The sequence below is a fragment of the Floridaenema aerugineum BLCC-F46 genome (assembly GCF_041929345.1).
In the GTDB taxonomy this organism is placed as follows: domain Bacteria; phylum Cyanobacteriota; class Cyanobacteriia; order Cyanobacteriales; family Aerosakkonemataceae; genus Floridanema; species Floridanema aerugineum.
Window position 1 is genome coordinate 1 of the sequence record NZ_JBHFNQ010000094.1, and the last position, 25,929, is coordinate 25,929.

The window sequence follows — 25,929 nt, forward strand, 5'->3', positions numbered from 1 at the left end:
CTAAAGGGGACGAGTAAAAGACTACAAGCAGTCCCAAACGCTCTGCGAGCAATGGGATAGAGGGTGTAGTAGTTCACCCAGTTAGGGTAACACCTACAAAATAAGACCTGAGATATTTGTCTATGGTTTTATGAACTATTATCAGGACTTACATAGATGGAATGGTGCGTTACACGCTTAGTTAACGCACCCTACGGATCTTTAGTCCTCTTAGTTGGCAGTGTACGACTAAAGTCGATACAACAAACGGATATTACTGCAAAAATTCCCGCATATATTGATTTACCAACTCTGGCTTTTCTTGCTGTACCCAGTGACTAGCATCGGGAATATACTTAATCTGAAAATCCCTAACATAAGCCTCTGTTCCGAATGTCAGTTCTTTACCAAGCGCCGTATCCTGTTCTCCCCAAATCATCAAAGTTGGTACTTCCAAAACCCCCCAACTTTCACTCAACAACTTCTGTTGAAAAACATTGCGGTAATAATTCAAAGTTGCGGTTAAAGCACCACGTTTTGCTGCTGCATCTTTGTAAGCTTCAATATCTGCTTTACTAAAGGCATTTTTGTCCACTGCCATGCCAGTAAACAGATTTTCAATCATCTGATAATCTAATTGTTGCAGCACCAATTCTGGTAGCCAAGGTAACTGAAACAAAAATATATAATAACTGCGGAGTAACTGTTGTGGAGTGCGTAAACCTTGAGCAAATTTAGCGGGATGGGGAATGTTCAACACAATTAATTTTTCTACCATTTCGGGATAGGCGTAGGCGAAACACCAGGCGATCGCACCACCCCAATCATGTCCTACCAACACACACTTATTGTAACCCAATCCCTCAATTATTCCCTTCACATCTTTAATAAACTCATCCATTACATAAGCAGATTGATTCGCAGGTTTTTCGCTATCATTGTAGCCACGCAAATCAACAGCCACTACTTTATGATCTTTAGCAAATTCAGGAATTTGATGTCGCCAAGAATACCAAAACTCAGGAAAACCATGCAACATTAACATCAAGGAACCTTCTCCCTGACTCACATAATGTAGCTTCACCCCGTTGCTGTAGATATCATCGTGCTTCCAAGTGTTTTCTGTCACAAACATTGCCGTTTCCTCAGTTGCTTTTGTTATCTGAACAACCTTGGTAATAATAACACCATTTCCCAAAATAAGCTGGAATAATATAATTCAGAGCATGGGAAACTAAATTAACAACTAAAATTGAGTTAAATTACCATCACCATGACTTTGGCAAAAAATTCGATAGCCATTTTCATTTATCATTGTCTGACAAGCTAGATTTTCTCGCTCCATATTCACTAAACTATATTTTACATTCTCTGTGTACAGGGTTAAAATTATCTTACTAACCTCCAAAAAGTTAATTACCCATTGACAATCCTGCTCCGAGTGACTTCCATAATAATCAATCAATTTGGCGATACATAGTTCAAAATAAGTCCGCGAAGGAGGAGAAATTAATAATAGTTTGAGAATTAAAATTCCTAAACTTAACGCATTTCCTTGGGAAGCAATTAAACCAAACAGATCTGAGGGTTTGTTATCCTTGCCAATAGTTAAATATTCAATCACCCGATTAGAAGTTCTTAAAATCAAACCGTTTCGCAACACTTGCTGATTTTCATGTTCATAAAGATCTTCTAGCTTCTGGGTTAGGTGCGTTTTTACAGATTCTACTAAACCTGCACTTTCTAAAGAAAAAATCAGATAATTAATTAAACTTTTTTTAAAATAATTGTAAGTTAGTTGTTGAGTTTGATTCAAAAAAATATTAGCTAGATTTACATGATTAAAAAATCCTGGGTTTGCTAGAACTTTCTTGATTAAGCGTAAGGCTTCATCACCCAAAGTAGTGGGATTTTTAACTTTGTCATTCCAAGATGGAGTAGTATGAGAATGAGCCGTATACATCGCTAGATCAAACTTGTATTTATCTTGCAACTGTTGCGACAATCTTCTCGCAGCTTGGCGTTGTTCTAAAGAATTGTCAGAATTAAGATACTGAGGAGTTAGTAAGAAATAAGTATAACGATATTTCCAGTTTTCTGTTGCTTGCCGATCGAATTTTGCCGCGAATAGTTTTACTTCTTGATAATCTGGGCTTTTAATAAAATTAATTACCCAGCTTCTCAGACTCCGCAGAAATTTACATGAGCCACGATAGCTCAAATGAACAACGGAAAGCTTTGCAATTAAACTTGGAGCATATTGGTATTTTCTGCTATAAATCCAGGTGTTGAGTAGAATATAAATACAACGTTTGAGAGTATTTCTAAACTCCTGCTCATTTTGAGATAAAACTATGAGCTTCAAAGCTTTTTCTATCTCCGAGTTAGAAGAAAAACTAGGATTAATAAATAAGTTTTCAAATTCGGTTAACACCAGTTCTGGCGCAGTAGATTTAACAAGATTCAGGAAAAATTGCCAAATTTCCTCTTGTGCAGCACCAATATTTTTTCCCTGTCTATTTGACTGACGGGAAAATTCATCTGACTCGATCTCACTTACTGCATTGTCAAAAGAGTGAGTTCTAAACACTCTTGAGTGGGTAGTTTTAGTTTGAGATAAAAAAGTCTGAGTTGGCATTGCTAGAACGGTTAACTCTTGATATTAATTTACTGTTTTTTGTTTGCTTAACAGGTGATTGAAGACTTTAATAAAGTATGATACTAGTCCAAGTAACTAGTGAGAGTAAGTACTTAAAATTTGTGATGTCAATCACTGGGTAGAGTTTGACCTGTACTGTAAACATTTTTTTGATTAAATTTAAGTTACATGAAACAGATGAGTGTATACTGATTGCGATCGCCATAACTTCAACATTTATTGCTCTGTTATCGAAAAATACCAGTTGCCTTTTATACTTAAAAAGCCTTCCTGCTACGTTAAAAAATGCACCTGAAAAGAAGCAGAAATAATTACCATTGGGGAATTTCCTAAATTAAGAATAACCTGGTTTCCCCTTTTCTGGGTAGCCTTTCTCCGTAATCTTAACTAAAAAAATATACTCTAATCTTATTTTGTAAGCTTCATATAAATTTATTGCTTGAATAAAATTTTCATATAAGAAAACACTGATTATTTTAAATTTATTTTACAATCATTAATATAATAATAAATAAGTTTATGTAAATTCACTTATTCTCGATAATAAACAAACTTGGTAACATCTCCTTCTTACCCACAGGCCCAAATCAAGGAATTACGATAAGAAATCGGGTTTGTGTGTAAGTCCTAAGTCAGAAAAATAAAAGCTACTATTGTTTCTTTGCATATGAGACTAAAAATGACCGATAATTACCCAAAAGCGCGACTAATTGAACTATTTTCCGCAATTCAGGGCGAAGGACTAAACGTTGGTACTCGCCAAATCTTCATCCGCTTCGCAATTTGCGACTTGCGCTGTCATTATTGCGATAGCGCCCACACCTGGCAAACACCACCCACCTGTAAAATCGAACAAACACCCGGAAAACGCGATTTTGTCAACTATCCTAATCCCGTTGAGCTATCATCATTATTGGACTGGGTAGAAAAGCAAAACCAACCAGGGTTGCATGACAGCATCAGTTTGACTGGTGGGGAACCGTTACTTCACGCAAATTTTTTAGTTCAATTTCTCCCCCAAGTACGTAAAATCACGGGGTTGCCTATCTACTTAGAAACAGGGGGACATCGCCCGGAACAATTAGCAATGGTTTTACCTTATTTAGATTCTGTGGGTATGGATATCAAATTACCCAGTGTCAGTGGGGAAAATTATTGGTCAGCGCATCAAGAGTTTTTAAAGTTATGCCATGATGCTAACTTGGAAACTTTTGTCAAGCTGATTATTTCCAGTGAAACTAATCCCCAAGAGTTAGAATTAGCGGGAGAATTAGTAGCAGCTTGCGACCCGAAAATTCCGGTATTTCTGCAACCTGTAACCAGCATTGCTAATCAACAAAACATATTAGCACCAGCGCCAGATTTGGTTTTAGAATGGCAAGGTTTAATGAAGCGGTTTGTTAAACAAGTGCGAGTAATTCCCCAAACTCATAAAATGATTGGTCAACTTTGAAAAAGTCTAATTGATGATATGGAATATCTAGTTAAAGTTTTGGAACCGACAGATTTGTGGGATCTGCAAAATAATATTAACAAAGAAACTAACAAATATTACCATCCGACGAGAACTATTCCCTTTGTTCAGCCTTCTTTAAGAAGTCGGGGATCTGCGATTATTCACGACTTAACCAATTAATTAAACCCAAATCCGTAATCCTTAATAAATTATCTGTAGATGAAATTAAATCAAGTTATTTTGCCCACAAGCCAAAATTTACGGACTGAGCAAAAATACCTGTATAATGTTAATCTTAAAGATTTATTAAGACGGTATGCAACTAAGAGCTTTGATAGCAAACTCACGATTAAAGTCCAAAAAATCACCTTTGATCCAGAAAGGATGGCTACGCTCGCCTAAATACTTTAGCTTGCTTGCGCTAGCATCACTAATCACAGTTTTGCTAATTGGTCAACCCATCAAAGCATTTGCTCAACTGACTTTTATTCCCCAAGAACAGATTGCGCCACCAGTTGCACAGCCACCAGCGCCGGAAATTCGGGGAGTTTGGATGACGAACAATGACACTGATGTGTTGATGGAGCGGACCAAACTGCAAAATGCCGTGAATCAATTAGCACAACTGAATTTCAACACCATTTATCCGGTAGTGTGGAATTCTGGTTATGTGCAGTATCCCAACAGTGCGGTAGCGCAACGAACAGGCATTTATCAATCCTATATCGGCAGAGGTTCACAGGGACAAGATATCCTGGGAGACTTGGTAAAATTTGCTCATAGCAAAGGATTGCTAGTAATTCCCTGGTTTGAGTTTGGTTTCATGGCTCCGCAAAGTTCCGAATTAGTGTTAAATCATCCCGATTGGCTAACACAAAAACAGGACGGTAGTCAAACATCAAATAGTGCAGCTGGGGAAGTAGTTTGGTTAAATCCTTTTCTTCCCGAAGTGCAGCAATTTATGACTGATTTAGTGTTGGAAGTTGTCGAGCGATATAATATTGATGGGGTGCAATTTGACGATCACACCAGTTTACCGAATGAGTTCGGGTACGATCGCTACACCCTAGCTTTATACAAACAAGAAACTGGCACAGATGCACCAGCAAATCCTCAAGATCCCGCTTGGATGCGTTGGCGTGCAGATAAAATTACTGCCTTCATGACTCAACTGAATCACGCAGTTAAACAGAGAAAACCCCAAGCAATTTTCTCGGTTTCACCTAACCCTTACATCACCGCCTACAATAGTTTTTTGCAAGACTGGGTAACTTGGGTAGAACAAAATATTGTCGATGAATTAATTGTGCAAGTTTATCGCCCCGATCTAAATAGTTTTCTCGCTCAAATTGGGCGAGCAGAAATTCAAGTAGCCCAACAAAAAATTCCTACCGCAGTCGGTGTTCTCACCGGGTTAAGAAATCGCCCAATGCCTATGCCACTAATTAAGTCTAAAGTACAAGCAGCACGCGATCGGGGATTAGGCGTAACTTTCTTCTTCTACGAAAGCCTTTGGGACTACGCACCAGAACCTAGCGCCGAACGCAAATCTAACTTTAAAGCTTTGTTTAATTCCCCCGCTTCTCGCATCACAGCACAACAATAGAATACTAATCATAAAAAAACCCGGTTTCTTGAAAAAACCGGGTTTTTAGCGGAGATTTTTGTTAAAGAAATCCCCTTTTCCCGCGCTTGGGCGCAACAACCTACCTAGTCCCCAGTCCGCCCACAAGTACGAGAGAGCCAAAAAATTTATTTTTCTGACAATATTGCTTTATATTAGTTTTATTTTCCTTAGATAAACTAGCAAAACACTAATTTCTGTGTGATTTGCTATACAACTCAATCTGGGTTGAGTATTGAGCATATATTCTAATTTCTCAATTTGTTCTGTTAGGGGAACACTGCCATGAGTACAACGGCTTCATCTAAGTTCTGGGAATTAATCGGTGAGGTATTTAGTTTTAATTCCGACGCATTTGAAACAATTGTTAATCTAAGCGATGGAATGCCGCTAGCATTGCTGGTGGTGGTATTAGCTGGTTTATCTTTGAGTGTGGGACAAAGTATTATCCTGTTCATTAACCGGATTAAGCCAACCCGTTTCGTTTTTAGCTTGTTGCTGAATGCAATTCTCTATACTTTTGGCTTTCTATTTTTAGTATTTAGTACCAGGCTGATTTGTCTGTTACCTTGGTCGGTAAAAGCTCCCTTTTTGCAACTGATGAAAGTGTTGGGGCTAAGTTATGCACCTTTGTTGTTCAGCTTTTTGGGGGCGTTACCCTACGTCGGGGTGCCGATTTTGAATTTATTATCGGTATGGCGGTTGCTGGCAATGGTTGTGGGTTTTAGTGCTATTACTGGTGTGAGTGAAACGATCGCACTAGGTTATGTAGCATTTGGCTGGGTAGTTCTGCAACTATTAGAAAGTACCATAGGACAACCGATCGCCAAACTTGGGAAAAAACTTGCTGATAAAGTTGCCGGAGTTAATTTAGTCACCAAAGATGAAGAACTTCGGGAAATTGTCAGTTCCGGCATCGCCCAAACTTCTTCACCCATAATTAGCGCCACTCAAACCACACTACCAGAAGTTAGAGACTTGAGCCTGGGAACCGGGCGATCGGCAACTGATGCCGCCCAAGCAGTCGCCCAAAAATTAGCCAACCAACCAAGAACATCCTCAGAAATTAACGTTACTCAAAGCATTGATACTTCCGATCCCATTGTTCAGATAGAACAGCGTAGCCGCCGCATTTCCGAAGTTATCAACTGGGTTCTGGGTTTGCTAGCAATGGCAATCATTTTTATTGTCGTCGCCGATCTAATGCGCCCAATCCGCGATCTATTATTTGGTTGGTATGATGAACTACCGAGATTTTTTCGCTTAATTTTTAATTTAGTTTGGATTGGTGTAGTGGCGATCGTCTTCGCTGGCTTACTCGCACCCCTAGAAACCCTTGGCTGGTGGGCTGGCTGGTACGGCGATGATTTAAATACTGTATCCCGAACTTCCCCAGAGGTTAGTCAAGAGTCAAGAGTCAAGAGTCCCCAAAAAATCTCCCGTTACATAGTTTACCTCGATGGCATTGGGCAATCTGGCGAAGAGTACACCCCTGATGTAGAGGACTTTCTCACTGCTTTCAAAGCGGTTTTACCCCAAAACATGAAACTAATCCAAGGATTAATGATGTACTCGGTACTCAATAAACCCTTGGATGAAGACCGACCTTTAGCATTTTTGTGGCGACTGGCAGATAAAATCCGTTGGACTAACCCAACTGCATTATTAGGAGTAATACTCAACCTGCGAAATGTTTTTATTGTGGCAGTTTCCGCAGATCAACGTTACGGCCCAATCTACAATCAAGGCATTGCACAAGTACTTTACAACGGGCTAATCGCACAGGGTTATCAACCGGGCAGCGGTGTGCCGATTACACTGATTGGTTATAGTGGCGGTGGGCAAATGTCCGTTGCTGCTGCGCCATACTTGAAACGGGCAACGGGCGCATCGATCGATGTCATCTCGTTAGGTGGGGTAATGAGTGCCAACAACAACTTCCTGAAATTACAACACCTCTACCATTTAGTCGGGGAAAAGGACAGTATCGAACGCATTGGGCCGATTATCTTTCCCGGTCGTTGGAAATTGTTCTTCTTATCTTACTGGAACCGCGCCAAACGCAAAGGGAAAATTAGTATCATTTCTTTGGGGCCTGTGGGACATCAAGTTCCAGGCGGGATGATGGACCCAAACGCATTTTTACCTGATGGACGTAGTTATTTACAGCAAACGATCGAAGTAATTTGGCAAATTCTCGAAGGTAAAGCATTAAGGTCAGATCGGCAAATGAAGAGAAAAACCAGCAACTATGCACTCTATAAAGCAGCAGAGTTTACCCGTCCCGATTATTATCCAGTAGAGACGTTGTATACAACGTCTCTACAAACTGTAGATCCCACACTATATCGCCCTATTGCTGATTGGATGGGTCGCTTGATTTTACCCAAACCGGAACAAAGGCAGCGAGTGCGGGGAGTATTGCTGGAAATCTATCATGCACCTGATAATTATCAGCACTTAGTCGGACAGGTAGTAAACTTGCGTTGGAGCAACGATCCTTTTGTCCACAAGCTACTTACAGCAGCTACCAGAGATGTTCACTTTAGCGTCGATGCTGAGTATAGCAGCAAATATAACGGGTTAATTCATCCCGATCGCTTAAACCACTGGCAACTAGTAGACCCTTTAGAATCCTTAGCTGGCTCTCATCCCACAGATGATGTAATTGTAATGCTCAATGAACCAGTCAGGGTAGAAGAGCAGGGGAGCATTACCACTTCCCTCTACATCTCGACTACACCAATACAAATTACTGGGCGTTACTATGCACTGGTAAAATTTATCAAACCGCTTGCTGGTACAGATAAATTCCGAGTTTGGCATTTCAATAAAGCAACGCGAAAGTTTGATGGAGTTGAAGAAATTGTCAGAATGCCAGAGGTAAAGGCAAATGCTAATGGTTGTTTTCCTTCCACTAGTCGCAGTATTGAGAGGGTTTCACTCAATGAACAAGGTTGGTATATTTACGGTGCCAAAGATAAGTCAGGAACTTTTGTCGTTCAGTCTATTGCTCCCCGTGCTTTGTTGCAACTGCAACCTCAAAAGATAATTTTTGGCCGCAAACTAGGAGAAAATTATATCCGCAGAGGTGCTTGGGTAGATGCAGCAAAAAAGAAAGGTAGAATTACTTCAGTCTTGCTCAGTCCTCGTCGGGAGGGAATTGAGGAAACGATCGCACAATGGCAAGAAAACGACCTCGCTTTAGTCATTCACACCTACGGCGGTATCGGTGGGAAAAAGCAAGAACCAGCCGCTAGCACTCCCATTTTCTTTGGACATTTTGCTTATGGTGTAGCCCAAGTAATCTGGGAACCTCTAGCTGATGAATTAAGATTTGATATTCGCTATCACCAGGTTTATAGTCATAACACAGATGGTATTATCGCCGGAACTTTGCATTGGTCACGTTACATGGGCGATCGACAATTCGGTTGGGCAGGTTTACGTCCTGTGTGCGATCTTTTGATTAAACTCGATTCCTTTACAGGTTTTTACAACCTTGATGGCATCCAGGTTTCTCCCTTAATACAAATGTTGCGTCAACTGCAAGTCATGACTGCTCGTTATCGCATTGGAGATGGCACTGGAGGAACTTTCGTTGGCCCTGCTAACAACTGCGCCCAAGACTCCAATCAAGCCTTGTTTGCCAGTCTGACGCAAACAACCAAATTTTTGCAAGCTAACCCGGAAATAGTCAATAAATTACTAGAACCTGATCCAGAACAAGAGCAACGCTTCTGGCAACTCAAACACTTAAAGAAAGAACTGCAACAAGAACTGCAACCTTGTGGTGGGCCTCGTCCTGACTGGGAAAATAATGAGTATAATTTGGGCAGTACTTTGGAAGATAATCCCATCCAAAACTTGTTAATGGGTTTAAGCAGTTGGCGCACCCTTCTTCCCCGAATTGCTAGTGATTCGATCGCCCAAATTTTTCTCAAATATGGGGCAACAATCTGGGTTTTACGCACTAATCAAATCGGTGGTTACGATCCTGATATCGAACCGATCGCACCTACCAGTTTTTCCCTGTTTTGATCCAGCTTAATTTTTTCCCCCGATCTCATGTCCGGCTAATGAACCATAATATCCTTAATCCGAAACTCTGTAGAGACGTTCTATGCAACGTCTCTACAGTGGGGGTAATCGACCGGACATGATATGAGTTCTAAGTGTAAGTTTTTCATAATTTTTTGGGGATAGCGACTGCTCCTTAATTTCTACCTAAAACTCCTCAAACTTCCTCATTCACCTACCTACAATGGGGTAATAGGTAATTTTGAGTTGAGCCCATAATTAATAATTAAGTAGGCAACGAATCCCATGTTTTTCAAGCTCTGTAGCCTCTGGATTCGCTAATTCCTAATAGTAAAGGCACCCAGATCAGCTAACTAAGGAGTTTTGCCAAGGGTTTGTAATTCCTTAGTTAACCGTCAAAAAGTGTGGAATATGGCTAGCTAATTATGCTGCTTCTTCCAAAAATTCACAATTATTTGAGTAGATTTCCCTTTTCAGGAAGCGATGCACTTTTCCTGATTCTATCTAAGCAGCTTTTGACATTTTCTGCTAGAGGCTTAACATAAGGTTCATCAAACATTGTCAAATGTTTTCCTAAAGCGTCATAAATTGTTAAGCCTCCGGTTGCTACTTTATCCCAACCTAACTTCTCTTTATCCAATTCAACACCATAGTAGTTGAGAGTCTCGTGTTCAGTACAGCGGAACAGATGGATATCACCGGAATATGGACGATAGGTATAACGGTTTTGCAAATCCGAATGAAAATCTTCTATTCCCCGCTTTAAGATCTCAAAAGACATAGATTCAGATTGCTTTTGCGCTTTGCTAAAAGTCCATCTTTCATATTCAGTTTTCGCTAATCCACCAATCCATCCATACCAACTACCTAACCTCTCAATTAGATACATTGGTCCTTGGCTGTAGAGATTGTTTAAGTGAATCAGAATGCGCTTGTGCAATGGTAATCGAATCATGGCATTTGGGCCATAGGTATCAAATAGGGCGAGGAACGCGATGTCTTGCCCCTGTTGCTGAAGTTGCTGCGCTATTTCAAAGGCAACTTTCCCTCCAAATGAGTGTCCTCCCAGCAAGTAAGGTCCTTGTGGTTGAATAGTTTGAATTTCTTTGATGTACAAGGATGCAAGAGCTTCAAGGTTATCTACAGTAGATTGATCTTCCACTTCCAGAGGTTGAATGGCATACACAGGTCGATCGCTCCCTAAATAGCGAGCAAAGTCGCGGTAGTAGAGTACGCTCATTCCCAAGGCATGAACCAGAAACAATGGTGTTTTGCCAGGATCGCCTTCTTGAATTTTAACTATCTGTTTGGTTGACGATCCTGGATTATTATTAGTTTCTAGTTGGGAGGTGGTTTCTTGAATAACTTCAGCCAATGATTCAATAGTCGATCGCTCGAATAGACTTCCCAATGGTAATTGCTTGCCAAACTTACTTTCAATTTGCCCAAAAATTGATACTGCTGTAAAAGAGTTTCCGCCCAACTCAAAAAAGTCATCTTGAATCCCAACTTGGGGAACGCCTAAAACTTTTTGCCAAATTTCTGCTAACTCTCGTTCTACATCGTTGCGCGGAGGTAGATATCCTACTGCCAAATCTTGTTGAACTAGCTCCAGGTTAGTGGGTAAAGCTTTGCGATCGATCTTGCCATTAGGGGTAAGGGGCAATTTCTCTAACTTTAAGATGACAGAAGGAAGCATATATTCCGGCAGCTTTGTCTTGAGAAATTCCCGCAGTACGTGATTCAACTCTACTTGTTGAGAGTCTGACTGGTTTGTAACTATGTATGCAACCAGCCTTTTACCGTCGTTGGCATCATCTATAGCTGTAACAACCGCTTGTCGAACTAGAGGATGTTGCTCTAAAACCGCTTCTATTTCTTCAAGTTCAACCCGCATTTCGCGAATCTTCACCTGATAGTCTGTACGCCCCAAGAGTTCTATCATTCCATCGCTCAGAAATCGAGCCACATCTCCACTCCGGTACAATCGAACTAGAGTTCGATCGGGCAATGAATAATCAATAAACCTCTTTGCAGTTAGCTCGGCAAGGTTAAAGTACCCCCTTGCTAACCCTGGACTAATGATGCACAGTTCTCCCTTCTGGTCCGCAGCAACTGGTTGTAGTTCTTCATCTAAAACTAAAACTTGCACATGGGCTAAAGGATGACCAACTGGCACATAGCCATCACGTTTATCGAAGGTGGCAGGAATCGGAAAAACAGACGTGCCAATCGTTTCAGTTTGACCATAGACATTGAAAATGTTAACCTCAGTCCCCAATAACTGACGAACTTCTTGATAAAGGAGGCAAGGTAAAAGTCCCCCAGAAAAAATGACTTTTCTTAAACTAGATGGCACGAGTGCCTGAGCAGAAGCAGGTTCTAGCTCTTTCAATTGTTTGAGTACATATCGCCATACAGACTGAACGGTATCAAAAACTGTAACTTGCTGCTGTTCAATCAGTTCTAATAAGCTCAGGGGATTTTGGGTTTGTTCTTTGCTTGCCAGCACAATTTTGCTGCCTTGGGTTAAGGGCAACATTAATTGCCGAACCGAAGAGGAAAATGAGAAGGAGGCGGTGTGTAAATACGTATCGCTGGCTTGAATTTTGAGAGTCTGATTAAGAGATTTAATATAATGAGCAATACTGCCATGCGACATTGCCACCCCTTTGGGCTTGGCGGTGGAACCAGATGTGTACATCACGTATGCTAGATTCTCTGGAAGTGGGAGATTCTCAGGGTTTTCGGTGTTCTGCTGTGCCAGAACCTCCCAACTAGTATCCACGCAAATGACGTGAGTAAGATTGGTTGGTAGCTCTGATATTAATGAACTATGAGTAATGACAATTTGGGCACGAGTATCTTCTAAAATGAAGGAAAGACGCTCTCTCGGATAACCCGGATCGAGCGGCACATAAGCTGCCCCTACTTTAAGAATTGCTAAAATCCCGACGATCAGATCGACTGAGCGATTCATGTAAATCCCCACCAGCGTTTCTGGCTTTACGCCCAAAGCTTGGAGATAATGAGCTAGTTGATTAGCCTGCTGATTTAGCTCCCGGTACGTTAGCTGCTGATTAGATGAAATAAGTGCGATCGTCTCACTATCAGGCAGATTTAGTAAAGTGGCTTGCAATCTATCTTCAACTTGAAAAGTAATAGCCGATGGTTCAAGCAAATCTTTATCCATATCAATGACCTCCAGTTCTAATAGCTTCTACTCATCTAAAGCACCATCATCTGTAAGCGGTAAACGAGACACAAACACAAAACTAATCGGTGGCAAAGTAGTTCCAGCTAAAGTACTTTGAATATGATTTTGTAGAACTTCAGAAGACAAATAACTCGAAGTTACTATGTAAGCGATCGACTCTCGATCGCCAGCAGTCCTTCTGGGCAACACTGCACAATCAACAATTAGTGGATGACTCAGTAGAGTTGAAGTTAAATAATAATAATTCGCCACCTCTGAACTGGAAACATTCATATTATCCGATAGTATGATTATACAGGTCAGGTAAATCAGCAATTTAATTTTCTTAAATTTTAACCTATGTTTTTATCTCATGGTTAATATTTATAAGTTTTCTCAAGTCAATCAGCAATCCATACCTACCCCCGTAGGGTAATTCTGAGTACACTTGAGATAACCCTGAGATAAACAGGTAGATGGCACGATGACTTGCCTACCTTTTAAATTAAAGATAGGCGAAGTAAGCTGGTGACGGGATTTGAACCTGCGACCCACGCATTACAAGTGCGTTGCTCTACCACTGAGCTACACCAGCGACATAAACAATAATAGCAAACTTCACTACACTTACACCCCTACAACTGAGAATTTTTTTGTGACTCTGATTCGGAACCCGCGAAATTGACACTCTCTAGGTTAGTGACAGTATACAAGTGTCTACGCCAATCTCTACCTTTACCTTTGTTGCGTGCTCTGTATGTCGGTGTGAGAGAATGACAGTTAGGACATAAAAGGCGGAGGTTGTCTGGGGAATTATTCTGCCAATTTCCGTCAATGTGGTCTACTTCCACAGGAATTTTACCCGTATGGGGATTAACTTGACACCATCCACACAAGGAACACTTTTCGCCGTATTGCTCAATTAAAAACCTTCTCAGATGATTGGAGACATTACCATACTTTTTAGTTCCATCTTCCTGTCCAGCTAACCAAGAGGTGATGTAAAGCTTGTACCTGTGGTCATTTTGGCACTTGTTACTACAATATTTTTCAACTGCTCTTTTTGTCTGCTTTCCACAGTTTAAGCATTCAGTTCTCGGTTTTTTCGGCATTGGCATCAGTTTGCACCCCAAGGTTAATCAGCTAATTGAGATCGATCGCCCCACCCTGATAAAATCGCTAATTGCGTGAATTCCTAAATCTGCCTGAAATTAAAGCCTATAGAGCACAAGCAGTAGATAGCATAATTAATAAGAGAAAAGCGCAAGTAGCAGCACTTTGCAGGAGAACATACTATGGGGATGACCCTAACTGAGAAAATTTTGGCACGCGCCGCCCGTCGATCGCTAGTAGAACCAGGGGAAAACATCTGGGTTGACGTAGATGTTTTGATGACTCATGATGTTTGTGGGCCCGGAACGATCGGAGTTTTTCACCGAGAATTTGGTGCAGATGCTAAAGTTTGGGACAAAGAAAAAATTGTTTTAATTCCCGATCACTATATCTTTACCGCTGATGAACGCGCTAACCGCAACGTGGACATTTTGCGCGACTTCGCCAAAGAACAGGAGATTAAATACTTTTACGACATTACCGATCGCTCTGACTTCAAAGCTAACCCCGATTATAAAGGAGTTTGCCACGTCGCCCTAGCCCAAGAAGGGCACACCCGTCCCGGCGAAGTCCTCTTTGGTACAGACTCCCACACCTGTAACGCTGGCGCTTTTGGTCAATTTGCCACAGGTATTGGCAACACCGATGCTGCATTCATTATGGGAACTGGTAAACTTTTGATTAAAGTACCAGCAACCATGAGATTTGTCTTAGATGGAGAATTGCCACCTTACTTATTGGCGAAAGACCTAATTTTACAAATTATTGGTGATATTTCCGTTGCTGGAGCCAATTATCGCACAATGGAATTTGCTGGGGGCACCATTGCGGCAATGTCAATGGAAGAAAGAATGACAATGTGCAATATGGCGATCGAAGCAGGTGGAAAAAATGGTACAGTTGCCGCAGATGAAACTACTTTTGCGTATTTGCGCGATCGCACCAACAAACCCTTTGAAGCAGTTTACACCGACACCGACGCAAAATTCTACAGCCAACATCACTATGATGTCAGCAAATTAGAACCCGTCGTCGCCAAACCTCACTCACCCGACAACCGCGCCTTAGCAAGAGAATGCAGTGATGTGAAGATAAACCGAGTTTACATCGGTTCTTGCACAGGTGGAAAAACTTCTGACTTTATCAATGCTGCCAAAATTATTAAAGGTAACAAAGTCAAAGTTCCCACCTATTTAGTACCTGCAACTCAGAAAGTTTACGAAGATTTGTTCACTTATAAATATGACGGACAAACACTTTCGGAAATCTTCTTAGAAGCGGGTTGTATTGAACCAGCTGCACCTTCTTGTGCTGCTTGTTTAGGTGGGCCAAAAGACACCTTTGGGCGGTTAAATGAACCGGAAATTTGCGTTTCTACAACTAATCGTAACTTCCCCGGAAGAATGGGTAACAAAGAAGCACAAATTTACCTAGCTTCTCCTTACACCGCAGCAGCTTCCGCCCTCACAGGATATGTTACCGATCCTCGTGAATTTTTGAGTTAACTTTAAGTCGTAGGGTGCGAAGCGTGCTAACGTAACGCACCATTCCACTAACTTTAATCCAAATTTTGTTGACATAATTGGAAAACATAGTGAACTAAACCTAAAACTTCATCAAGATGGGCTATTCCATAAAGCAATGTTTCATAAGCAGTATTTTCGGGAGTTAGTTTGTAAAATCTCCATCCATCGCCATTAGTAACAATGCCAAACACATCTATTTCTTTACCTATTTTTCGATTTTGAATTTGGCAAGCTTGCATTTCAACTAAACATTGGGCTAAACCTTGCTCAAAATCATCTTTTTTAGCTTCAACTATACAGAGAAAGGGTGCTTCTAAATATCGCTTGCGTTCAGCAATTAAATAATCTACATTACCAGAGGTTACATCTGTTTCTAAAGCAGCACCTTTCCAAATTTTGAGTTTTTCGCATCCTTCTAGTGCTTCTTCACAAATAGCATCAATTAATAGTTTTTTGGATTCTTCATATCCTTCTAAATCAAACCTCTGTAATCTCTCTAATCTTTTTTGAAAAAAGTCACTAGCCTGAATTGGTTGAGCTTCAATTTTCCAAGGCATTAAATCTGTAAGATTGAGTTGCTTGAAAGCTTGTTTTTTGTTGAAACTGGCAAAATTCTTTTTTTTCTTTTTATCCTCTATCATAAGTTTAATTAGATTACCTTTGACAGGTTTTCTATAGATTAATAAAAAGGGTGAGTATCACCCACCCTTTAGTTTACCACTTTTTATAAGGTAGAAACTTGCCATTCATAATTACTTTTACCCTGTCGCCTTTCGGATCTTCTTCCTTTTCCACATCTAAGGTAAAGTCGATCGCACTCATAATCCCATCCCCAAACTTTTCATGAATCACTTCTTTAATTGGCATTCCATAAACTTGCATAATTTCATAAAAGCGATATATTAAAGGATCGGTAGGAACTACTGGCCCTAATCCTTTAACAGGAGGTTCGGTTAATTCTTGGACATAAATACCGCCAAGTCCTAAAGCATCAATTAGTTGTTTTGCTTCTTCTTCGGAAGCACTTGCTTGACGATAAATAACCGCTGCTATCCAAACTTCATCTCTACCTAAAATCTTTTCTAGATCGGCAAAACTGATACCTTTGGCTTTTTTGGCAGCTAAAAGTTTCTGGCTAATTTCTGGAATCATTAACAACACTCCTCAAGATTTAAGATTTTTTTGAACCGCAAAGAACGCAAAGAACGCGAAGGAAAGAGAAAGAGAAGAAACTAATGTAAACTAAGAAATTCTTCTACTTCTTCTGGTGTGGGTTGAGCAGCGATCGCACCAGCTTTCATGGTCGTAATTGCGCCAACTGCACTAGCGTACCTTACCACATTTTTTGCTGTTTCTGCATCACTTAAAACATCCATACCATGTTGGCATAATTGATGAATAAATCCGGCAACGAAGCTATCGCCTGCGCCAGTTGTATCGACGACATTGACGGGAAAAGCGGGGATTTTGCCGGAATTATGTGCTAAATAATAACTACAACCTGCTTCGCCAGCAGTGATTAAAATGCCTTGTAAATGTGGTAGTTGTTTTGCGATCGCACTAGGATCGATAGTATTAAACAACCATTGAGCTTCTTCATCAGAAAGCTTGAGAAAATCAGCTTGCTCTAAAAACTTTAAAATTACGCCAGGGGCGAGGTCTGGGTTGGGCCAAAAAACAGGTCGCCAGTTTACATCTACGAACACTTTAACATGATTTTGCTTGGCGAGTTCTACGGCTTTTTCGATCGCTTCCCGACTTTGGGGATAAGCTAATTCCAAAGTTCCTGAAACTAAAAAACTTACACCTGGAAATAGACTTTCCGGTAACTGAGAAACTCTTAACTTAGTATCGGCAAAATCTCCCGTATCTAAATCACCGAAACCGGCAAATTGGCGATCGCCAGTTTGTGATCGTAACACATAAACTTGCCTCGTTGGTGCTTTGGGATGACGTTGAATTCCCGTTACATCCACACCAATTTCTTGAAACAACGCAACTAAAGAATTTCCCGGTTCATCTTCACCCACACAACCAATAAAACCCGTAGCTGTCCCCAATTTTACTAAAGCACAAGCTACATTTGCTGGCGCACCTCCGGGGTAAGCAGTCCAAGACTCCACTTCTTTTAGAGATTTTCCCGGTTGATCTGCTAAACAATCAAATAAAACTTCACCAATACAGAGAACCTGAGTATCACTCATAGCGGTATTTTCCCTAAATTTCTGACGATCAATAGCCAAGGCAAAAAAAGCGAATCGTAGAGTATTCTAAAATTGTCATAGGTAGATTTACAGGGTATAGGAATCCATTATGACTAGTCCGGTATCTGGAACTGATGCGTCTCTCTCCGATAGAGAATTACAAATCATAGAGTTAGTCGCCGATGGCTTAACTAATGAGAAAATAGCCGAAAAGCTGCAAATCAGCAAGCGCACCGTAGATAATCACATTAGCAACATTCTCGAAAAGACCAAAACCGAAAACCGGGTAGCACTGGTACGTTGGGCTTTGCAGTGGGGTAAAGTTTGCATTGATGAAGTCAACTGTTGCGTTTTGCCACCGCCTGGGGATGAAGCTATTTGAAGACTAAGAAAGGGAACGGTGAAAGGGGAAAGGGGAATCAGCTGTTAGTTATTTCCCTTTCCTTCTGTCTTTGTAAACTTTTTCGCGATCGCAAACCCTACCTGCAATCCCCCAGATTGCGGAAATTCTGCCTATTTCGATCGCTCTCCACTAGGCAGATAATTAACAAAACTTAAAGTTAGGTAGCTTACGGGAAGTACCTCTAGAGTAGTACTCTGAAAAGCAATTGAGCAATCATTTGCATTATCTCGAAAGGGAAAACACAAATATGTCGTCGATTAAACGTGGATCTAAGGTACGAGTTCTCCGTAAAGAGTCCTATTGGTATCAAGATGTTGGCACAGTTGCTTCCGTTGACCAAAGCGGGATCAAATTTCCAGTGATCGTTCGCTTTGAGAGAGTTAACTACACTGGCTACAGTGGCAACGCTGGTGGTGTTAACACCAATAACTTTGCCGAAAGCGAACTAGAGGTAGTTAGCTGAATCACCAGCAGCAACAGCGAATTTTTAGTTAGTCAGTTTGGCTTGGGACACCTGACTACCTAAACTAAAAACCAGTTCATAGAGTCTGTCCGAATTGACTCTAGAATTAGCTATGAGAGGGCAGAATGTATTAGTAATTAATGCAATTCTACCCTCTTCGCTTTTCTATGCCTTAATTAAGCAATCAAAAGCAATTCCTCTTTGGCAATAAAGACCAAACGAAGAGTTTTATAGCAGCCCTAAATGTAAGTTAATCCTAAGATCTAATACTCATGAGAAGATCTATCTTCAGTATGAAAGTTAGCTCTACCTTTAGATACTATTGTCAGCAATTAGTCAACAGTAACTTGGAAGTATACACTGTGTTAAAGGAAAAAGTTTCATGGCGATTAAACGTGGCGATCGAGTAAGAGTAATGAGAAAAGAATCTTACTGGTTTCAAGATGTCGGTACGGTTGCGACAGTGGATCAAAGTGGGATAAAATATCCTGTGATTGTTCGCTTTGAAAAAATGAATTATGCAGGTGTGAACACTAACAATTTTGCTGAAAGCGAATTGGTGGCGGTTCCAGCATCGGAAATAGAATCCAGAAAAGACATGAAATCGGCGGCTTACTCAACTCCGATCGATGAAAGCAAACGTAAAACCAGTGTTGCTACTCCTACTAGTGGTAAGCGGACTGCTGAACAAGAATCAGGAAGTGGCGATCCTCTAGTAGAAGGCGGCGGAAATCAAGGAACAGAAAAGCGTTAAATTGTGCCTGAACTGCCTGAAGTTGAAACAGTAAAAAGGGGTCTAAATGAATTGACCCAAAATCAGCAAATTGAGGGGGGAGATGTGTTATTGGCGAGGACGATCGCTCATCCCTCCTCAATTAATGATTTCTTAGCTGGACTGAAAGGCAGTAAAATAATTCAATGGCATAGAAAGGGCAAATATTTATTAGCAGAACTCAGTCCGGGATTTGGTTGGTTAGGTGTTCATCTGCGAATGACTGGACAATTATTGTGGTTGCAGCAAGATGAACCTTTACAAAAACACACCAGAGTCAGGCTGTTTTTTGGCGAAAATCAGGAATTACGTTTTGTAGATCAGCGGACTTTCGGGAAAATGTGGTGGATACCAGCCAACGAAACTCCAGAAAGCATAATTTCAGGAGTGAAAAAACTTGGGCCCGATCCCTTTGACCCAGAATTTACTGTAGAGTATTTAGTAGAAAAGCTGAAAAATCGCCGACGACCGATTAAAACTGCCTTATTAGATCAAGAGTTAATTGCTGGGATTGGTAACATTTACGCCGATGAAGCTTTGTTTCTCAGTAAAATAAGCCCTACAACTTTGTGTACAGCCTTGAGTAAAGAGCAAATTTCTCGGTTGCGCGATGCCATAATTCAAGTTTTACAAACGAGTATCGAAGCTGGGGGAACTACTTTTAGTAATTTCCTCAACGTTCAGGGGATCAACGGAAACTATGGTGGAGTAGCTTGGGTTTATAACCGAAATGGTGAACCATGTAAAATTTGTGGCAGTGTTTTGGGAAGAATAAGATTAGCGGGACGATCGTCTCATTTTTGCCCTCAATGTCAAAGTTAAGGCGGTAATGGGTAATGGGTAATGGGGAGTTGGTACAATTCAAATCTTGCATTAGTCCCAACATCCGCCTGCGAATCAATTCGCAGGCTAATAGCGAAAGTCCTCTCAAGAGGACTAAATGCTTAGAGTCAAATTGTAGGGGCGGGTTTAGCAGATAACCCTTCTGTATAACAGATAACCTGACAACAAAACCCGCCCTTACATACTGGGGGAAAGAAAATTAATTTCCCGGTGGGCTAAAACGACAGGTGCAAGATGTGAGTAAAACAATATCGCTTCTCAATCTAAAATCCAAAACCTTGCCTATAACTTGTGACAGATGCTTGCTGTAGTTGATAATTCTTTATATAAGAGATTGAGAGACAAAGCGAGCAAAATTATGGCAATCAAAAAAGGTGATTTAGTCCACGCAGTCCGGGAAAAACTAGAGAATAGCCTCGAAGCGAAAGCTAGTGATACTCGCTTTCCCAGCTATATGTTTGAGACTAAAGGGGAAGTTGTAGACTTACGAAACGATTATGCTCTAGTGAAATTCGGGCAAGTACCCACCCCTAATATCTGGCTGCGTTTAGATCAGCTAGAATCTGCAAAATGATTAAATTTTCTTCCTCCCTGCCTCTTTGCGCTTCTACTCGTGTCACCATTATTGGTGCGGGTAAAGTTGGTAGTACTCTGGCGCAACGCATTGCTGAGAAAAACTTAGCGGATGTGGTGTTGCTGGATATTGTGGCGGGGATGCCTCAAGGTATTGCGTTAGATTTAACCCAGGCGAGGGGAATAGAACAGCACGACTGTCGAATTATTGGCACGAATGATTACGTAGATACGGCAAATTCGGATATTGTGGTGATTACTGCGGGAATTCCGCGTAAGCCGGGGATGACTCGCGATGATTTGATGCGAACTAATGCTCAAATTGTGGTGGAAGCGGTGCAAAGATCGATCGCACATTCCCCAAACGCCATTTTAATTGTAGTCACCAATCCCCTAGATGTGATGACTTATTTGGCATGGCAAGCTAGTGGAATTCCGAGTAATAGAGTTATGGGAATGGCAGGAGTTTTAGATTCAGCCAGATTCCAATCTTTTATCGCAATGGAATTAGGAGTTGCCATCACTGATATTACCACAACGGTATTAGGAGGACATGGGGATTTAATGGTTCCTTTACCTCGCTATTCTACCGTTAGTGGCGTGCCAATTACCGAAATCATGGAGCCGGAAACGATCGATCGGTTAATTAAAAGAACGCGCAACGGTGGCGCAGAAATTGTGGAATTAATGCGAACTGGAAGTGCATATTTTGCTCCGGCTTCTGCCACTTGTTTGATGGTAGAGTCAATTTTGTATAACCAGTCGCGTGTAGTTCCCACTTGCGCTTATCTGCAAGGTGAATATGGTTTAAATGACATTTATGTTGGCGTTCCTAGCCGTTTGGGATGTGCGGGAGTGGAAAGTATTGTGGAGTTGAATCTCTCCGAAGCAGAACTTTCCGCTTTGCATATTTCAGCGGAATCTGTGCGCCAAAATGTTCACCAAGCAAAAGAGATGTTAGCTGCTGTAGCTAAGGTTAATTAATCGGTTTTTGTTGATGATTTTTTGGGAAAGAGCGATCGGAATGTCGCTCTTTTTTCTTTTTGACAAAGTTGTTAGCAAACGTAAATTACTTGACCAGATTGAATGGTTTCCAAGATAACTAGAAGTTGGGGTATTAGTGGTTTAAGGGCTTCTATTCTGTTACTTGGGGCTACTATTACTACGATCGCAATATTACGGGTACTCAAGTTTTGTTGGGCTGTTAAATTGCGATCGATGGTGAGGAAAACATCAAATTCGCTTTCTGCAAGTTGAAGTAATTCACCATTCTTTTTACCAGCCCAACCTTGTTGTGGTACTGTAATCACAGTATGACCAACTAACTCTCGTTTTAACTTTTTTGGTAGACATTCATCAAGCAGCACTCTCATAATTTTGTAGTAAAGATGTCAGGGCTAAATTGAGAAAAGCAACTGCTTGTTCGTGAGTAACTGTAGGAAAATCATCGAGAAATTCATTAAGAGAATCACCTGCTTCTAGGTAATCAATTAGGGTTTTGATTGGTACACGAGTGCCGAAAAATACGGGAGTACCAGAGAGAATTTCTGGTGAACTTTGAATCAATTGATTGTTCATAATGCTTGCTCCTAAATGATGTGGATTATTGCCATTTGGTAATTCGCTTTTTAGCTTCTGCATGGGAAATAATAACTTAAGTGTTGTGCGATCGAAGGTTTATAAAATATATGCTAATCCATTTTGATTAAATTTGATAGAAAGTGCGATCGCTCACAACTAAAAATAGAATACTACAACAAACGCTCCAAACGCAAAGTAAACCCAGGCACAACATTTTCTCCATCCAAAATAGCTGTTGCTGGATACTGAGTAACTGATTTATCAGCACGATAAACCCAAGCTTGTTGATTTTTTCTATCAATCAACCAACCTAATTTTACGCCATTTTCCATATACTCTTGCATTTTTTCTTGCAGAGTCTCTAAACTATCAGTTTTAGAACGAATTTCTATCACAAAATCGGGTGCTAAATTAATAAACCCATCTTCGCCTTCATCCCAATTTTCTGGCAATCTTCCTTTAGCAACAAAAGCGACATCTGGGGATCTAACTGCACCATTAGGTAATTTAAAACCTGTGCTAGAACTAAATACTTCGCCTAAATCATGACTTTCTACATAACTCAATAAATAAGCACCTGCTTTTGCTTCTCTATTCCCAGAAATTCCGCCTGTTGGTGCCATAATTACTAAAGTCCCATCAGCATTTCGTTCAAAGCGCAAATCGGGATTTTTTGCACTAATTTGCATCAGTTCTTCATCTGTAACAATATAGCAAGATGCTACCATTGTTGTTTCCTCAAATCAGCTGGGTAAGCTCTGGTTTTAATTTAACATTAAATTAGGGAATTCATGTAAGTTTTTGGAAGTCTGTTGCTCTTTTTTCGATCGTAATATAGGAAGTATTGCCCTACAATATTATTAAAGAGGTAAGCAGCAGAAGGAAACAAAGATTATGACATCCAAAATTTATTCTGTAAATGCCAACGAAACCGCTTCTTTGCGGGGGATACCAGTACCAGATTCATTCTATAAAGATCATCCGCAATGGGATAATGCCAGCGTGAAAATTGAGGTGTTATCTGACAACACTCTACTGGTAAGGTTAGTGTCTGAAGATGAGGATAATGAAGAAGAGGAAGATCCCAAAATGTTGCGATTATTCCTAGATGCGCTGATGGCAGATGTAATTAAAGATCCCTCTATTCTTGTGCCTTATACAGAGGAGATGAAAGCTGAGGAAGATGCTCTTTTAGAGGGAGTTACATTAGACCCATGACTCATCTAATTTCGCATGGGTGGAATATCCGCTTCCACCCTTTATTCAGCAAACAAAGACTGGATCTAGTTAATAATGTTAAGAAAATCAAAGCTCGATTATCGAATGAAAAAGAATATCGATCGCATCCACAAGTTAAGCTATTTTTAGCAGTTAGGCAGGGATATTTAGAGCATATTCCCTCAGATCCTTTTTCTCTTCGTTTTGCCCTTAAAGATGACCTGCGGGGATATAGTCGTTTGAAAGGGATGGGTTTACCAAACAGGTATCGACTGTTTTTTAGAGTATACCAACAGGAAGAACAAAAAGAAATAGTTATCTTATGGTTAGGTTATCCCCGGAAAGAGGGAGATAAAAATGATTGTTATGCGGTTTTTCAGAAGATGGTTTTGAATGGCACTTTTCCGGCAAGTATGCAGGAATTAATTGAGCAATGTGAAATAGGAAATGGGATAATAGAGGCGACAGATGAGAATGTAAAAGATGAGAGTGGGGATAACAAATAGGAAGTCTTTTTGTTTATCATATATAGTAAGTTAGCACCGATCGCCCTAAAATCTTATTCAAGAGGTAAGCGATGATTACAACTAAATTACCAACTGACATCTGGGTAGTAGCAAGTTGGGATAAGTTCATCCAAACTTCTGAAAATCCTGCTTATCAAAAAGCCAAATGCTACTACCATAACAAACAAATGAGGATTGAAACAACGCCAGTTTGTCCAGATCACGCCAGTAATCACGTAATTGTTTTATTTGCTATTATTCTTTACTGCATTATCAAAGGTATTGCTGTCAACGGACTAGATAATTGTAGCTACCAAAAAACAGGTGTAAGAGAAGCACAACCAGATATATCTTATTATGTGGGAGAGCGATCGCAATTAGCACCAACCGGAAGCACAATAACTAATCTCGATAATGTTCCACCGCCAGATTTAGCAATTGAAATTGCCGATACAAGTTTAGCTGATGATTTAGGTCAAAAACGTTTACTTTACGAAGAATTAGAAGTAGCTGAATACTGGGTAGTAGATGTACAAAGCGCCCAAATTATTGCTTTTGCAATTATCGCTAATAATGGTAGTAGACGGATTACTCGATCGGAAATTTTACCGGGATTACCCATTTCTTTGTTAGAGGAAGCTTTACAGCGCAGTCGCGATGAAAATCAAGCACAGGTTGGCGCTTGGTTATTAGCACAATTTCAGCAATTATAAATTTAATAACTTACCTATCTTTGCCTACCAAATTGCCAATCTTCACCCCCAGGTAATTGAGTTAAATAATCATTAATAACTGCGGGCAACTCTTTGGCTGAGTGCTGATAAGTCAAATCAAGCAAGTTTTTAGCAATGACAATTATCTCGGTTCTCTCTACCATTTCCGATAATTGAAAAGGGGTATATTCACCATTAAAAACTTCTACACTGGCATCACTAATTGCTTGTTCTAGAATCTCTTCCAACATTGTTTCCCATTCATTTAATTGAACGTGATAGGAAGTTTTATTATCTTGCAGATTCCGTTTTTTGATTTCAACTATTGAACCGCGAATCGAAGCAGCCCAAGAATTTGTTAATCGCTGTTCGAGTTGATTTTTAATTAAGTGAATCAGCATTCTTAGGAGAAATGATTCAATAGCAAGTAGTGTTGCTTTTTTACTCATCCAATCTAATTCATCGACAATTGCCAAAGCATCTTCATAGCGTCCTTCTAAAATACTGGCTCTTAAATCAATTAGTTCTTGAGTCATAATTTATAACCACTGTTAGGGGTAATTAAGTTTATTTTACAACTTTGCGATCGCACTCGTAAGTTTAAGGTTTTGAGGAAATGCGATTCCCAAAGGGATCGCTTCGCGAATCGCGAACAGTTGCAGCTATTATAATAATAACTAACTAATTTACAGAAAATTTTATGACTCGATATAAAGAGCGATATTTAGTAGATGAAAGTGGGAATCGCATCGGCGTTTTTCTGGATATCGCAGATTACAAAAAAATTCTGGAAGAATTGGAAGAGTTAGAATCTATTCGGGCTTTCAATAATGCAAAAGCTGCTGATGATGAAGTGATTGATTTTGAGGATGCGATCGCACAAATTGAGCGAGAGCGCCAATGAGTTACAATCTATTTAGGCTCTCCCGGATTTATGGTGATAACAAAATCTTATTTAATCGTAGGGTGTGTTAGGCACGGGCGATAAATTCAGCATTCCAATCCATCAATAAATTCCCGTGCCTAACGCACCGTTCCCTGGTTTGTAACATTTATGAA

The 25,929-nt window shown here is 40.4% G+C and carries 26 protein-coding genes, 1 tRNA gene and 1 pseudogene; 15 read left to right on the plus strand and 13 right to left on the minus strand.

All coding sequences use genetic code 11. The features are described from left to right. Nucleotides 1-253: 253 nt before the first annotated feature. Together ACE1CC_RS12165 and ACE1CC_RS12170 are read right to left on the minus strand one after the other, a co-directional pair. Nucleotides 254-1,114, minus strand: a complete 861-nt coding sequence (locus ACE1CC_RS12165) for an alpha/beta fold hydrolase (RefSeq protein ID WP_413270699.1) — start codon at nt 1,112-1,114, stop codon at nt 254-256. Between the two features lie 111 nt (nt 1,115-1,225). Beyond that, nucleotides 1,226-2,617 carry a hypothetical protein gene (locus tag ACE1CC_RS12170; protein ID WP_413270700.1) on the minus strand — a complete coding sequence of 464 codons (1,392 nt, stop codon included), beginning with the start codon at nt 2,615-2,617 and terminating at the stop codon, nt 1,226-1,228. 700 nt (nt 2,618-3,317) lie between these two features. Between ACE1CC_RS12170 and ACE1CC_RS12175 the strand changes: the two genes are divergently transcribed. The 4 genes and pseudogenes from ACE1CC_RS12175 to ACE1CC_RS12190 all read left to right on the plus strand — a co-directional run bounded on the left by ACE1CC_RS12175 (nt 3,318) and on the right by ACE1CC_RS12190 (nt 9,759). Further along, on the plus strand, nt 3,318-4,091 hold the full coding sequence (locus ACE1CC_RS12175; protein ID WP_413270701.1) for a 7-carboxy-7-deazaguanine synthase QueE: 774 nt from the start codon (nt 3,318-3,320) through the stop codon (nt 4,089-4,091). A gap of 18 nt (nt 4,092-4,109) precedes the next feature. Further along, a pseudogene (locus ACE1CC_RS12180) lies at nt 4,110-4,223 on the plus strand (AIM24 family protein); the annotation flags it as partial. Nucleotides 4,224-4,410: 187 nt separating this feature from the next. Beyond that, complete coding sequence (locus tag ACE1CC_RS12185; RefSeq protein ID WP_459563834.1) at nt 4,411-5,700, plus strand: family 10 glycosylhydrolase; 1,290 nt, start codon at nt 4,411-4,413, stop codon at nt 5,698-5,700. Nucleotides 5,701-6,003: 303 nt separating this feature from the next. Then, a complete protein-coding gene (locus ACE1CC_RS12190) occupies nt 6,004-9,759 on the plus strand; it encodes a CAAX protease (RefSeq protein WP_413270704.1) in 3,756 nt (1,251 codons plus the stop codon). Nucleotides 9,760-10,210: 451 nt separating this feature from the next. On the opposite strand, the gene ACE1CC_RS12195 is transcribed toward ACE1CC_RS12190, so the two are convergent. The 4 genes from ACE1CC_RS12195 to ACE1CC_RS12210 all read right to left on the minus strand — a co-directional run bounded on the left by ACE1CC_RS12195 (nt 10,211) and on the right by ACE1CC_RS12210 (nt 14,067). Further along, nucleotides 10,211-12,952 (minus strand): non-ribosomal peptide synthetase, encoded by a 2,742-nt coding sequence (locus ACE1CC_RS12195; RefSeq protein ID WP_413270705.1) that lies wholly within the window; start codon nt 12,950-12,952, stop codon nt 10,211-10,213. Nucleotides 12,953-12,979: 27 nt separating this feature from the next. After that, nucleotides 12,980-13,249: an AMP-binding enzyme gene (locus ACE1CC_RS12200; RefSeq protein WP_413270706.1), complete on the minus strand. Its 270-nt coding sequence runs from the start codon at nt 13,247-13,249 to the stop codon at nt 12,980-12,982. Between the two features lie 229 nt (nt 13,250-13,478). Next, nucleotides 13,479-13,550: transfer RNA gene (locus ACE1CC_RS12205), tRNA-Thr, on the minus strand. Between the two features lie 40 nt (nt 13,551-13,590). Further along, nucleotides 13,591-14,067: an HNH endonuclease signature motif containing protein gene (locus tag ACE1CC_RS12210; protein ID WP_413270707.1), complete on the minus strand. Its 477-nt coding sequence runs from the start codon at nt 14,065-14,067 to the stop codon at nt 13,591-13,593. Between the two features lie 183 nt (nt 14,068-14,250). Here ACE1CC_RS12210 and ACE1CC_RS12215 point away from each other — a divergent pair, with 183 nt between their 5' ends. Next, nucleotides 14,251-15,573 (plus strand): 3-isopropylmalate dehydratase large subunit, encoded by a 1,323-nt coding sequence (locus ACE1CC_RS12215; RefSeq protein ID WP_413270708.1) that lies wholly within the window; start codon nt 14,251-14,253, stop codon nt 15,571-15,573. A gap of 53 nt (nt 15,574-15,626) precedes the next feature. On the opposite strand, the gene ACE1CC_RS12220 is transcribed toward ACE1CC_RS12215, so the two are convergent. The 3 genes from ACE1CC_RS12220 to ACE1CC_RS12230 all read right to left on the minus strand — a co-directional run bounded on the left by ACE1CC_RS12220 (nt 15,627) and on the right by ACE1CC_RS12230 (nt 17,798). Beyond that, nucleotides 15,627-16,235 carry a hypothetical protein gene (locus tag ACE1CC_RS12220; RefSeq protein WP_413270709.1) on the minus strand — a complete coding sequence of 203 codons (609 nt, stop codon included), beginning with the start codon at nt 16,233-16,235 and terminating at the stop codon, nt 15,627-15,629. Between the two features lie 73 nt (nt 16,236-16,308). Then, entirely contained in the window at nt 16,309-16,746 is a 438-nt protein-coding gene (gene cynS / locus ACE1CC_RS12225; protein WP_413270710.1) for a cyanase, read from the minus strand. 80 nt (nt 16,747-16,826) lie between these two features. Next, entirely contained in the window at nt 16,827-17,798 is a 972-nt protein-coding gene (locus ACE1CC_RS12230; RefSeq protein ID WP_413270711.1) for a carbohydrate kinase family protein, read from the minus strand. A 109-nt stretch (nt 17,799-17,907) separates the two neighbouring features. Here ACE1CC_RS12230 and pedR point away from each other — a divergent pair, with 109 nt between their 5' ends. The 6 genes from pedR to mdh all read left to right on the plus strand — a co-directional run bounded on the left by pedR (nt 17,908) and on the right by mdh (nt 21,836). Then, on the plus strand, nt 17,908-18,180 hold the full coding sequence (gene pedR, locus ACE1CC_RS12235; protein ID WP_413270712.1) for a photosynthetic electron transport-dependent transcriptional regulator PedR: 273 nt from the start codon (nt 17,908-17,910) through the stop codon (nt 18,178-18,180). Nucleotides 18,181-18,448: 268 nt separating this feature from the next. Continuing rightward, nucleotides 18,449-18,664 (plus strand): photosystem I reaction center subunit IV, encoded by a 216-nt coding sequence (locus tag ACE1CC_RS12240; RefSeq protein ID WP_413270713.1) that lies wholly within the window; start codon nt 18,449-18,451, stop codon nt 18,662-18,664. 382 nt (nt 18,665-19,046) lie between these two features. Further along, nucleotides 19,047-19,418: a photosystem I reaction center subunit IV gene (locus tag ACE1CC_RS12245; RefSeq protein ID WP_413270714.1), complete on the plus strand. Its 372-nt coding sequence runs from the start codon at nt 19,047-19,049 to the stop codon at nt 19,416-19,418. Between the two features lie 3 nt (nt 19,419-19,421). Further along, a complete protein-coding gene (locus tag ACE1CC_RS12250; protein ID WP_413270715.1) occupies nt 19,422-20,258 on the plus strand; it encodes a DNA-formamidopyrimidine glycosylase in 837 nt (278 codons plus the stop codon). 379 nt (nt 20,259-20,637) lie between these two features. Then, nucleotides 20,638-20,853 carry an NAD(P)H-quinone oxidoreductase subunit O gene (gene ndhO, locus ACE1CC_RS12255; RefSeq protein WP_413270716.1) on the plus strand — a complete coding sequence of 72 codons (216 nt, stop codon included), beginning with the start codon at nt 20,638-20,640 and terminating at the stop codon, nt 20,851-20,853. After that, entirely contained in the window at nt 20,850-21,836 is a 987-nt protein-coding gene (mdh, locus tag ACE1CC_RS12260; RefSeq protein WP_413270717.1) for a malate dehydrogenase, read from the plus strand. The genes ndhO and mdh overlap by 4 nt, the downstream gene beginning before the upstream one ends. 71 nt (nt 21,837-21,907) lie before the next feature. On the opposite strand, the gene ACE1CC_RS12265 is transcribed toward mdh, so the two are convergent. The 3 genes from ACE1CC_RS12265 to ACE1CC_RS12275 all read right to left on the minus strand — a co-directional run bounded on the left by ACE1CC_RS12265 (nt 21,908) and on the right by ACE1CC_RS12275 (nt 23,161). Further along, nucleotides 21,908-22,225, minus strand: a complete 318-nt coding sequence (locus tag ACE1CC_RS12265; protein ID WP_413270718.1) for a DUF5615 family PIN-like protein — start codon at nt 22,223-22,225, stop codon at nt 21,908-21,910. Next, nucleotides 22,209-22,430, minus strand: a complete 222-nt coding sequence (locus ACE1CC_RS12270) for a DUF433 domain-containing protein (RefSeq protein ID WP_413257167.1) — start codon at nt 22,428-22,430, stop codon at nt 22,209-22,211. The genes ACE1CC_RS12265 and ACE1CC_RS12270 overlap by 17 nt, the downstream gene beginning before the upstream one ends. Before the next feature lie 173 nt (nt 22,431-22,603). Next, a complete protein-coding gene (locus ACE1CC_RS12275; protein ID WP_413270719.1) occupies nt 22,604-23,161 on the minus strand; it encodes a Uma2 family endonuclease in 558 nt (185 codons plus the stop codon). A 166-nt stretch (nt 23,162-23,327) separates the two neighbouring features. Here ACE1CC_RS12275 and ACE1CC_RS12280 point away from each other — a divergent pair, with 166 nt between their 5' ends. The 3 genes from ACE1CC_RS12280 (at nt 23,328) to ACE1CC_RS12290 (ending at nt 24,870) form a co-directional block, all read left to right on the plus strand. Then, nucleotides 23,328-23,651 carry a hypothetical protein gene (locus tag ACE1CC_RS12280; RefSeq protein ID WP_413270720.1) on the plus strand — a complete coding sequence of 108 codons (324 nt, stop codon included), beginning with the start codon at nt 23,328-23,330 and terminating at the stop codon, nt 23,649-23,651. After that, nucleotides 23,648-24,157 (plus strand): type II toxin-antitoxin system YhaV family toxin, encoded by a 510-nt coding sequence (locus ACE1CC_RS12285; RefSeq protein WP_413270721.1) that lies wholly within the window; start codon nt 23,648-23,650, stop codon nt 24,155-24,157. Before ACE1CC_RS12280 ends, ACE1CC_RS12285 begins: the two co-directional genes overlap by 4 nt. Before the next feature lie 71 nt (nt 24,158-24,228). Beyond that, nucleotides 24,229-24,870, plus strand: coding sequence for a Uma2 family endonuclease (locus ACE1CC_RS12290; RefSeq protein ID WP_413270722.1), 642 nt, complete (start codon nt 24,229-24,231; stop codon nt 24,868-24,870). A 14-nt stretch (nt 24,871-24,884) separates the two neighbouring features. Here the strand turns inward: ACE1CC_RS12290 and ACE1CC_RS12295 are convergent, their stop codons facing one another. Next, complete coding sequence (locus tag ACE1CC_RS12295; RefSeq protein ID WP_413270723.1) at nt 24,885-25,406, minus strand: hypothetical protein; 522 nt, start codon at nt 25,404-25,406, stop codon at nt 24,885-24,887. 164 nt (nt 25,407-25,570) lie between these two features. Between ACE1CC_RS12295 and ACE1CC_RS12300 the strand changes: the two genes are divergently transcribed. After that, complete coding sequence (locus tag ACE1CC_RS12300; RefSeq protein ID WP_413270724.1) at nt 25,571-25,774, plus strand: hypothetical protein; 204 nt, start codon at nt 25,571-25,573, stop codon at nt 25,772-25,774. Nucleotides 25,775-25,929: the final 155 nt, after the last annotated feature.

What these genes read in the sequence shown, in the direction of transcription:
- ACE1CC_RS12295 (WP_413270723.1), bottom strand. Translation starts at nt 25,406, where the DNA reads ATGACTCAAGAACTAATTGATTTAAGAGCCAGTATTTTAGAAGGACGC.
- pedR (WP_413270712.1), top strand. Translation starts at nt 17,908, where the DNA reads ATGACTAGTCCGGTATCTGGAACTGATGCGTCTCTCTCCGATAGAGAA.
- ACE1CC_RS12290 (WP_413270722.1), top strand. Translation starts at nt 24,229, where the DNA reads ATGATTACAACTAAATTACCAACTGACATCTGGGTAGTAGCAAGTTGG.
- mdh (WP_413270717.1), top strand. Translation starts at nt 20,850, where the DNA reads ATGATTAAATTTTCTTCCTCCCTGCCTCTTTGCGCTTCTACTCGTGTC.
- ACE1CC_RS12195 (WP_413270705.1), bottom strand. Translation starts at nt 12,952, where the DNA reads ATGGATAAAGATTTGCTTGAACCATCGGCTATTACTTTTCAAGTTGAA.
- ACE1CC_RS12230 (WP_413270711.1), bottom strand. Translation starts at nt 17,798, where the DNA reads ATGAGTGATACTCAGGTTCTCTGTATTGGTGAAGTTTTATTTGATTGT.
- ACE1CC_RS12245 (WP_413270714.1), top strand. Translation starts at nt 19,047, where the DNA reads ATGGCGATTAAACGTGGCGATCGAGTAAGAGTAATGAGAAAAGAATCT.
- ACE1CC_RS12265 (WP_413270718.1), bottom strand. Translation starts at nt 22,225, where the DNA reads ATGAGAGTGCTGCTTGATGAATGTCTACCAAAAAAGTTAAAACGAGAG.
- ACE1CC_RS12190 (WP_413270704.1), top strand. Translation starts at nt 6,004, where the DNA reads ATGAGTACAACGGCTTCATCTAAGTTCTGGGAATTAATCGGTGAGGTA.
- ACE1CC_RS12300 (WP_413270724.1), top strand. Translation starts at nt 25,571, where the DNA reads ATGACTCGATATAAAGAGCGATATTTAGTAGATGAAAGTGGGAATCGC.
- ACE1CC_RS12240 (WP_413270713.1), top strand. Translation starts at nt 18,449, where the DNA reads ATGTCGTCGATTAAACGTGGATCTAAGGTACGAGTTCTCCGTAAAGAG.
- ACE1CC_RS12275 (WP_413270719.1), bottom strand. Translation starts at nt 23,161, where the DNA reads ATGGTAGCATCTTGCTATATTGTTACAGATGAAGAACTGATGCAAATT.
- ACE1CC_RS12185 (WP_459563834.1), top strand. Translation starts at nt 4,411, where the DNA reads ATGCAACTAAGAGCTTTGATAGCAAACTCACGATTAAAGTCCAAAAAA.
- ACE1CC_RS12210 (WP_413270707.1), bottom strand. Translation starts at nt 14,067, where the DNA reads ATGCCGAAAAAACCGAGAACTGAATGCTTAAACTGTGGAAAGCAGACA.
- ACE1CC_RS12285 (WP_413270721.1), top strand. Translation starts at nt 23,648, where the DNA reads ATGACTCATCTAATTTCGCATGGGTGGAATATCCGCTTCCACCCTTTA.
- ACE1CC_RS12270 (WP_413257167.1), bottom strand. Translation starts at nt 22,430, where the DNA reads ATGAACAATCAATTGATTCAAAGTTCACCAGAAATTCTCTCTGGTACT.
- cynS (WP_413270710.1), bottom strand. Translation starts at nt 16,746, where the DNA reads ATGATTCCAGAAATTAGCCAGAAACTTTTAGCTGCCAAAAAAGCCAAA.
- ACE1CC_RS12220 (WP_413270709.1), bottom strand. Translation starts at nt 16,235, where the DNA reads ATGATAGAGGATAAAAAGAAAAAAAAGAATTTTGCCAGTTTCAACAAA.
- ndhO (WP_413270716.1), top strand. Translation starts at nt 20,638, where the DNA reads ATGGCAATCAAAAAAGGTGATTTAGTCCACGCAGTCCGGGAAAAACTA.
- ACE1CC_RS12215 (WP_413270708.1), top strand. Translation starts at nt 14,251, where the DNA reads ATGGGGATGACCCTAACTGAGAAAATTTTGGCACGCGCCGCCCGTCGA.
- ACE1CC_RS12175 (WP_413270701.1), top strand. Translation starts at nt 3,318, where the DNA reads ATGACCGATAATTACCCAAAAGCGCGACTAATTGAACTATTTTCCGCA.
- ACE1CC_RS12170 (WP_413270700.1), bottom strand. Translation starts at nt 2,617, where the DNA reads ATGCCAACTCAGACTTTTTTATCTCAAACTAAAACTACCCACTCAAGA.
- ACE1CC_RS12200 (WP_413270706.1), bottom strand. Translation starts at nt 13,249, where the DNA reads ATGAATGTTTCCAGTTCAGAGGTGGCGAATTATTATTATTTAACTTCA.
- ACE1CC_RS12280 (WP_413270720.1), top strand. Translation starts at nt 23,328, where the DNA reads ATGACATCCAAAATTTATTCTGTAAATGCCAACGAAACCGCTTCTTTG.
- ACE1CC_RS12165 (WP_413270699.1), bottom strand. Translation starts at nt 1,114, where the DNA reads ATGTTTGTGACAGAAAACACTTGGAAGCACGATGATATCTACAGCAAC.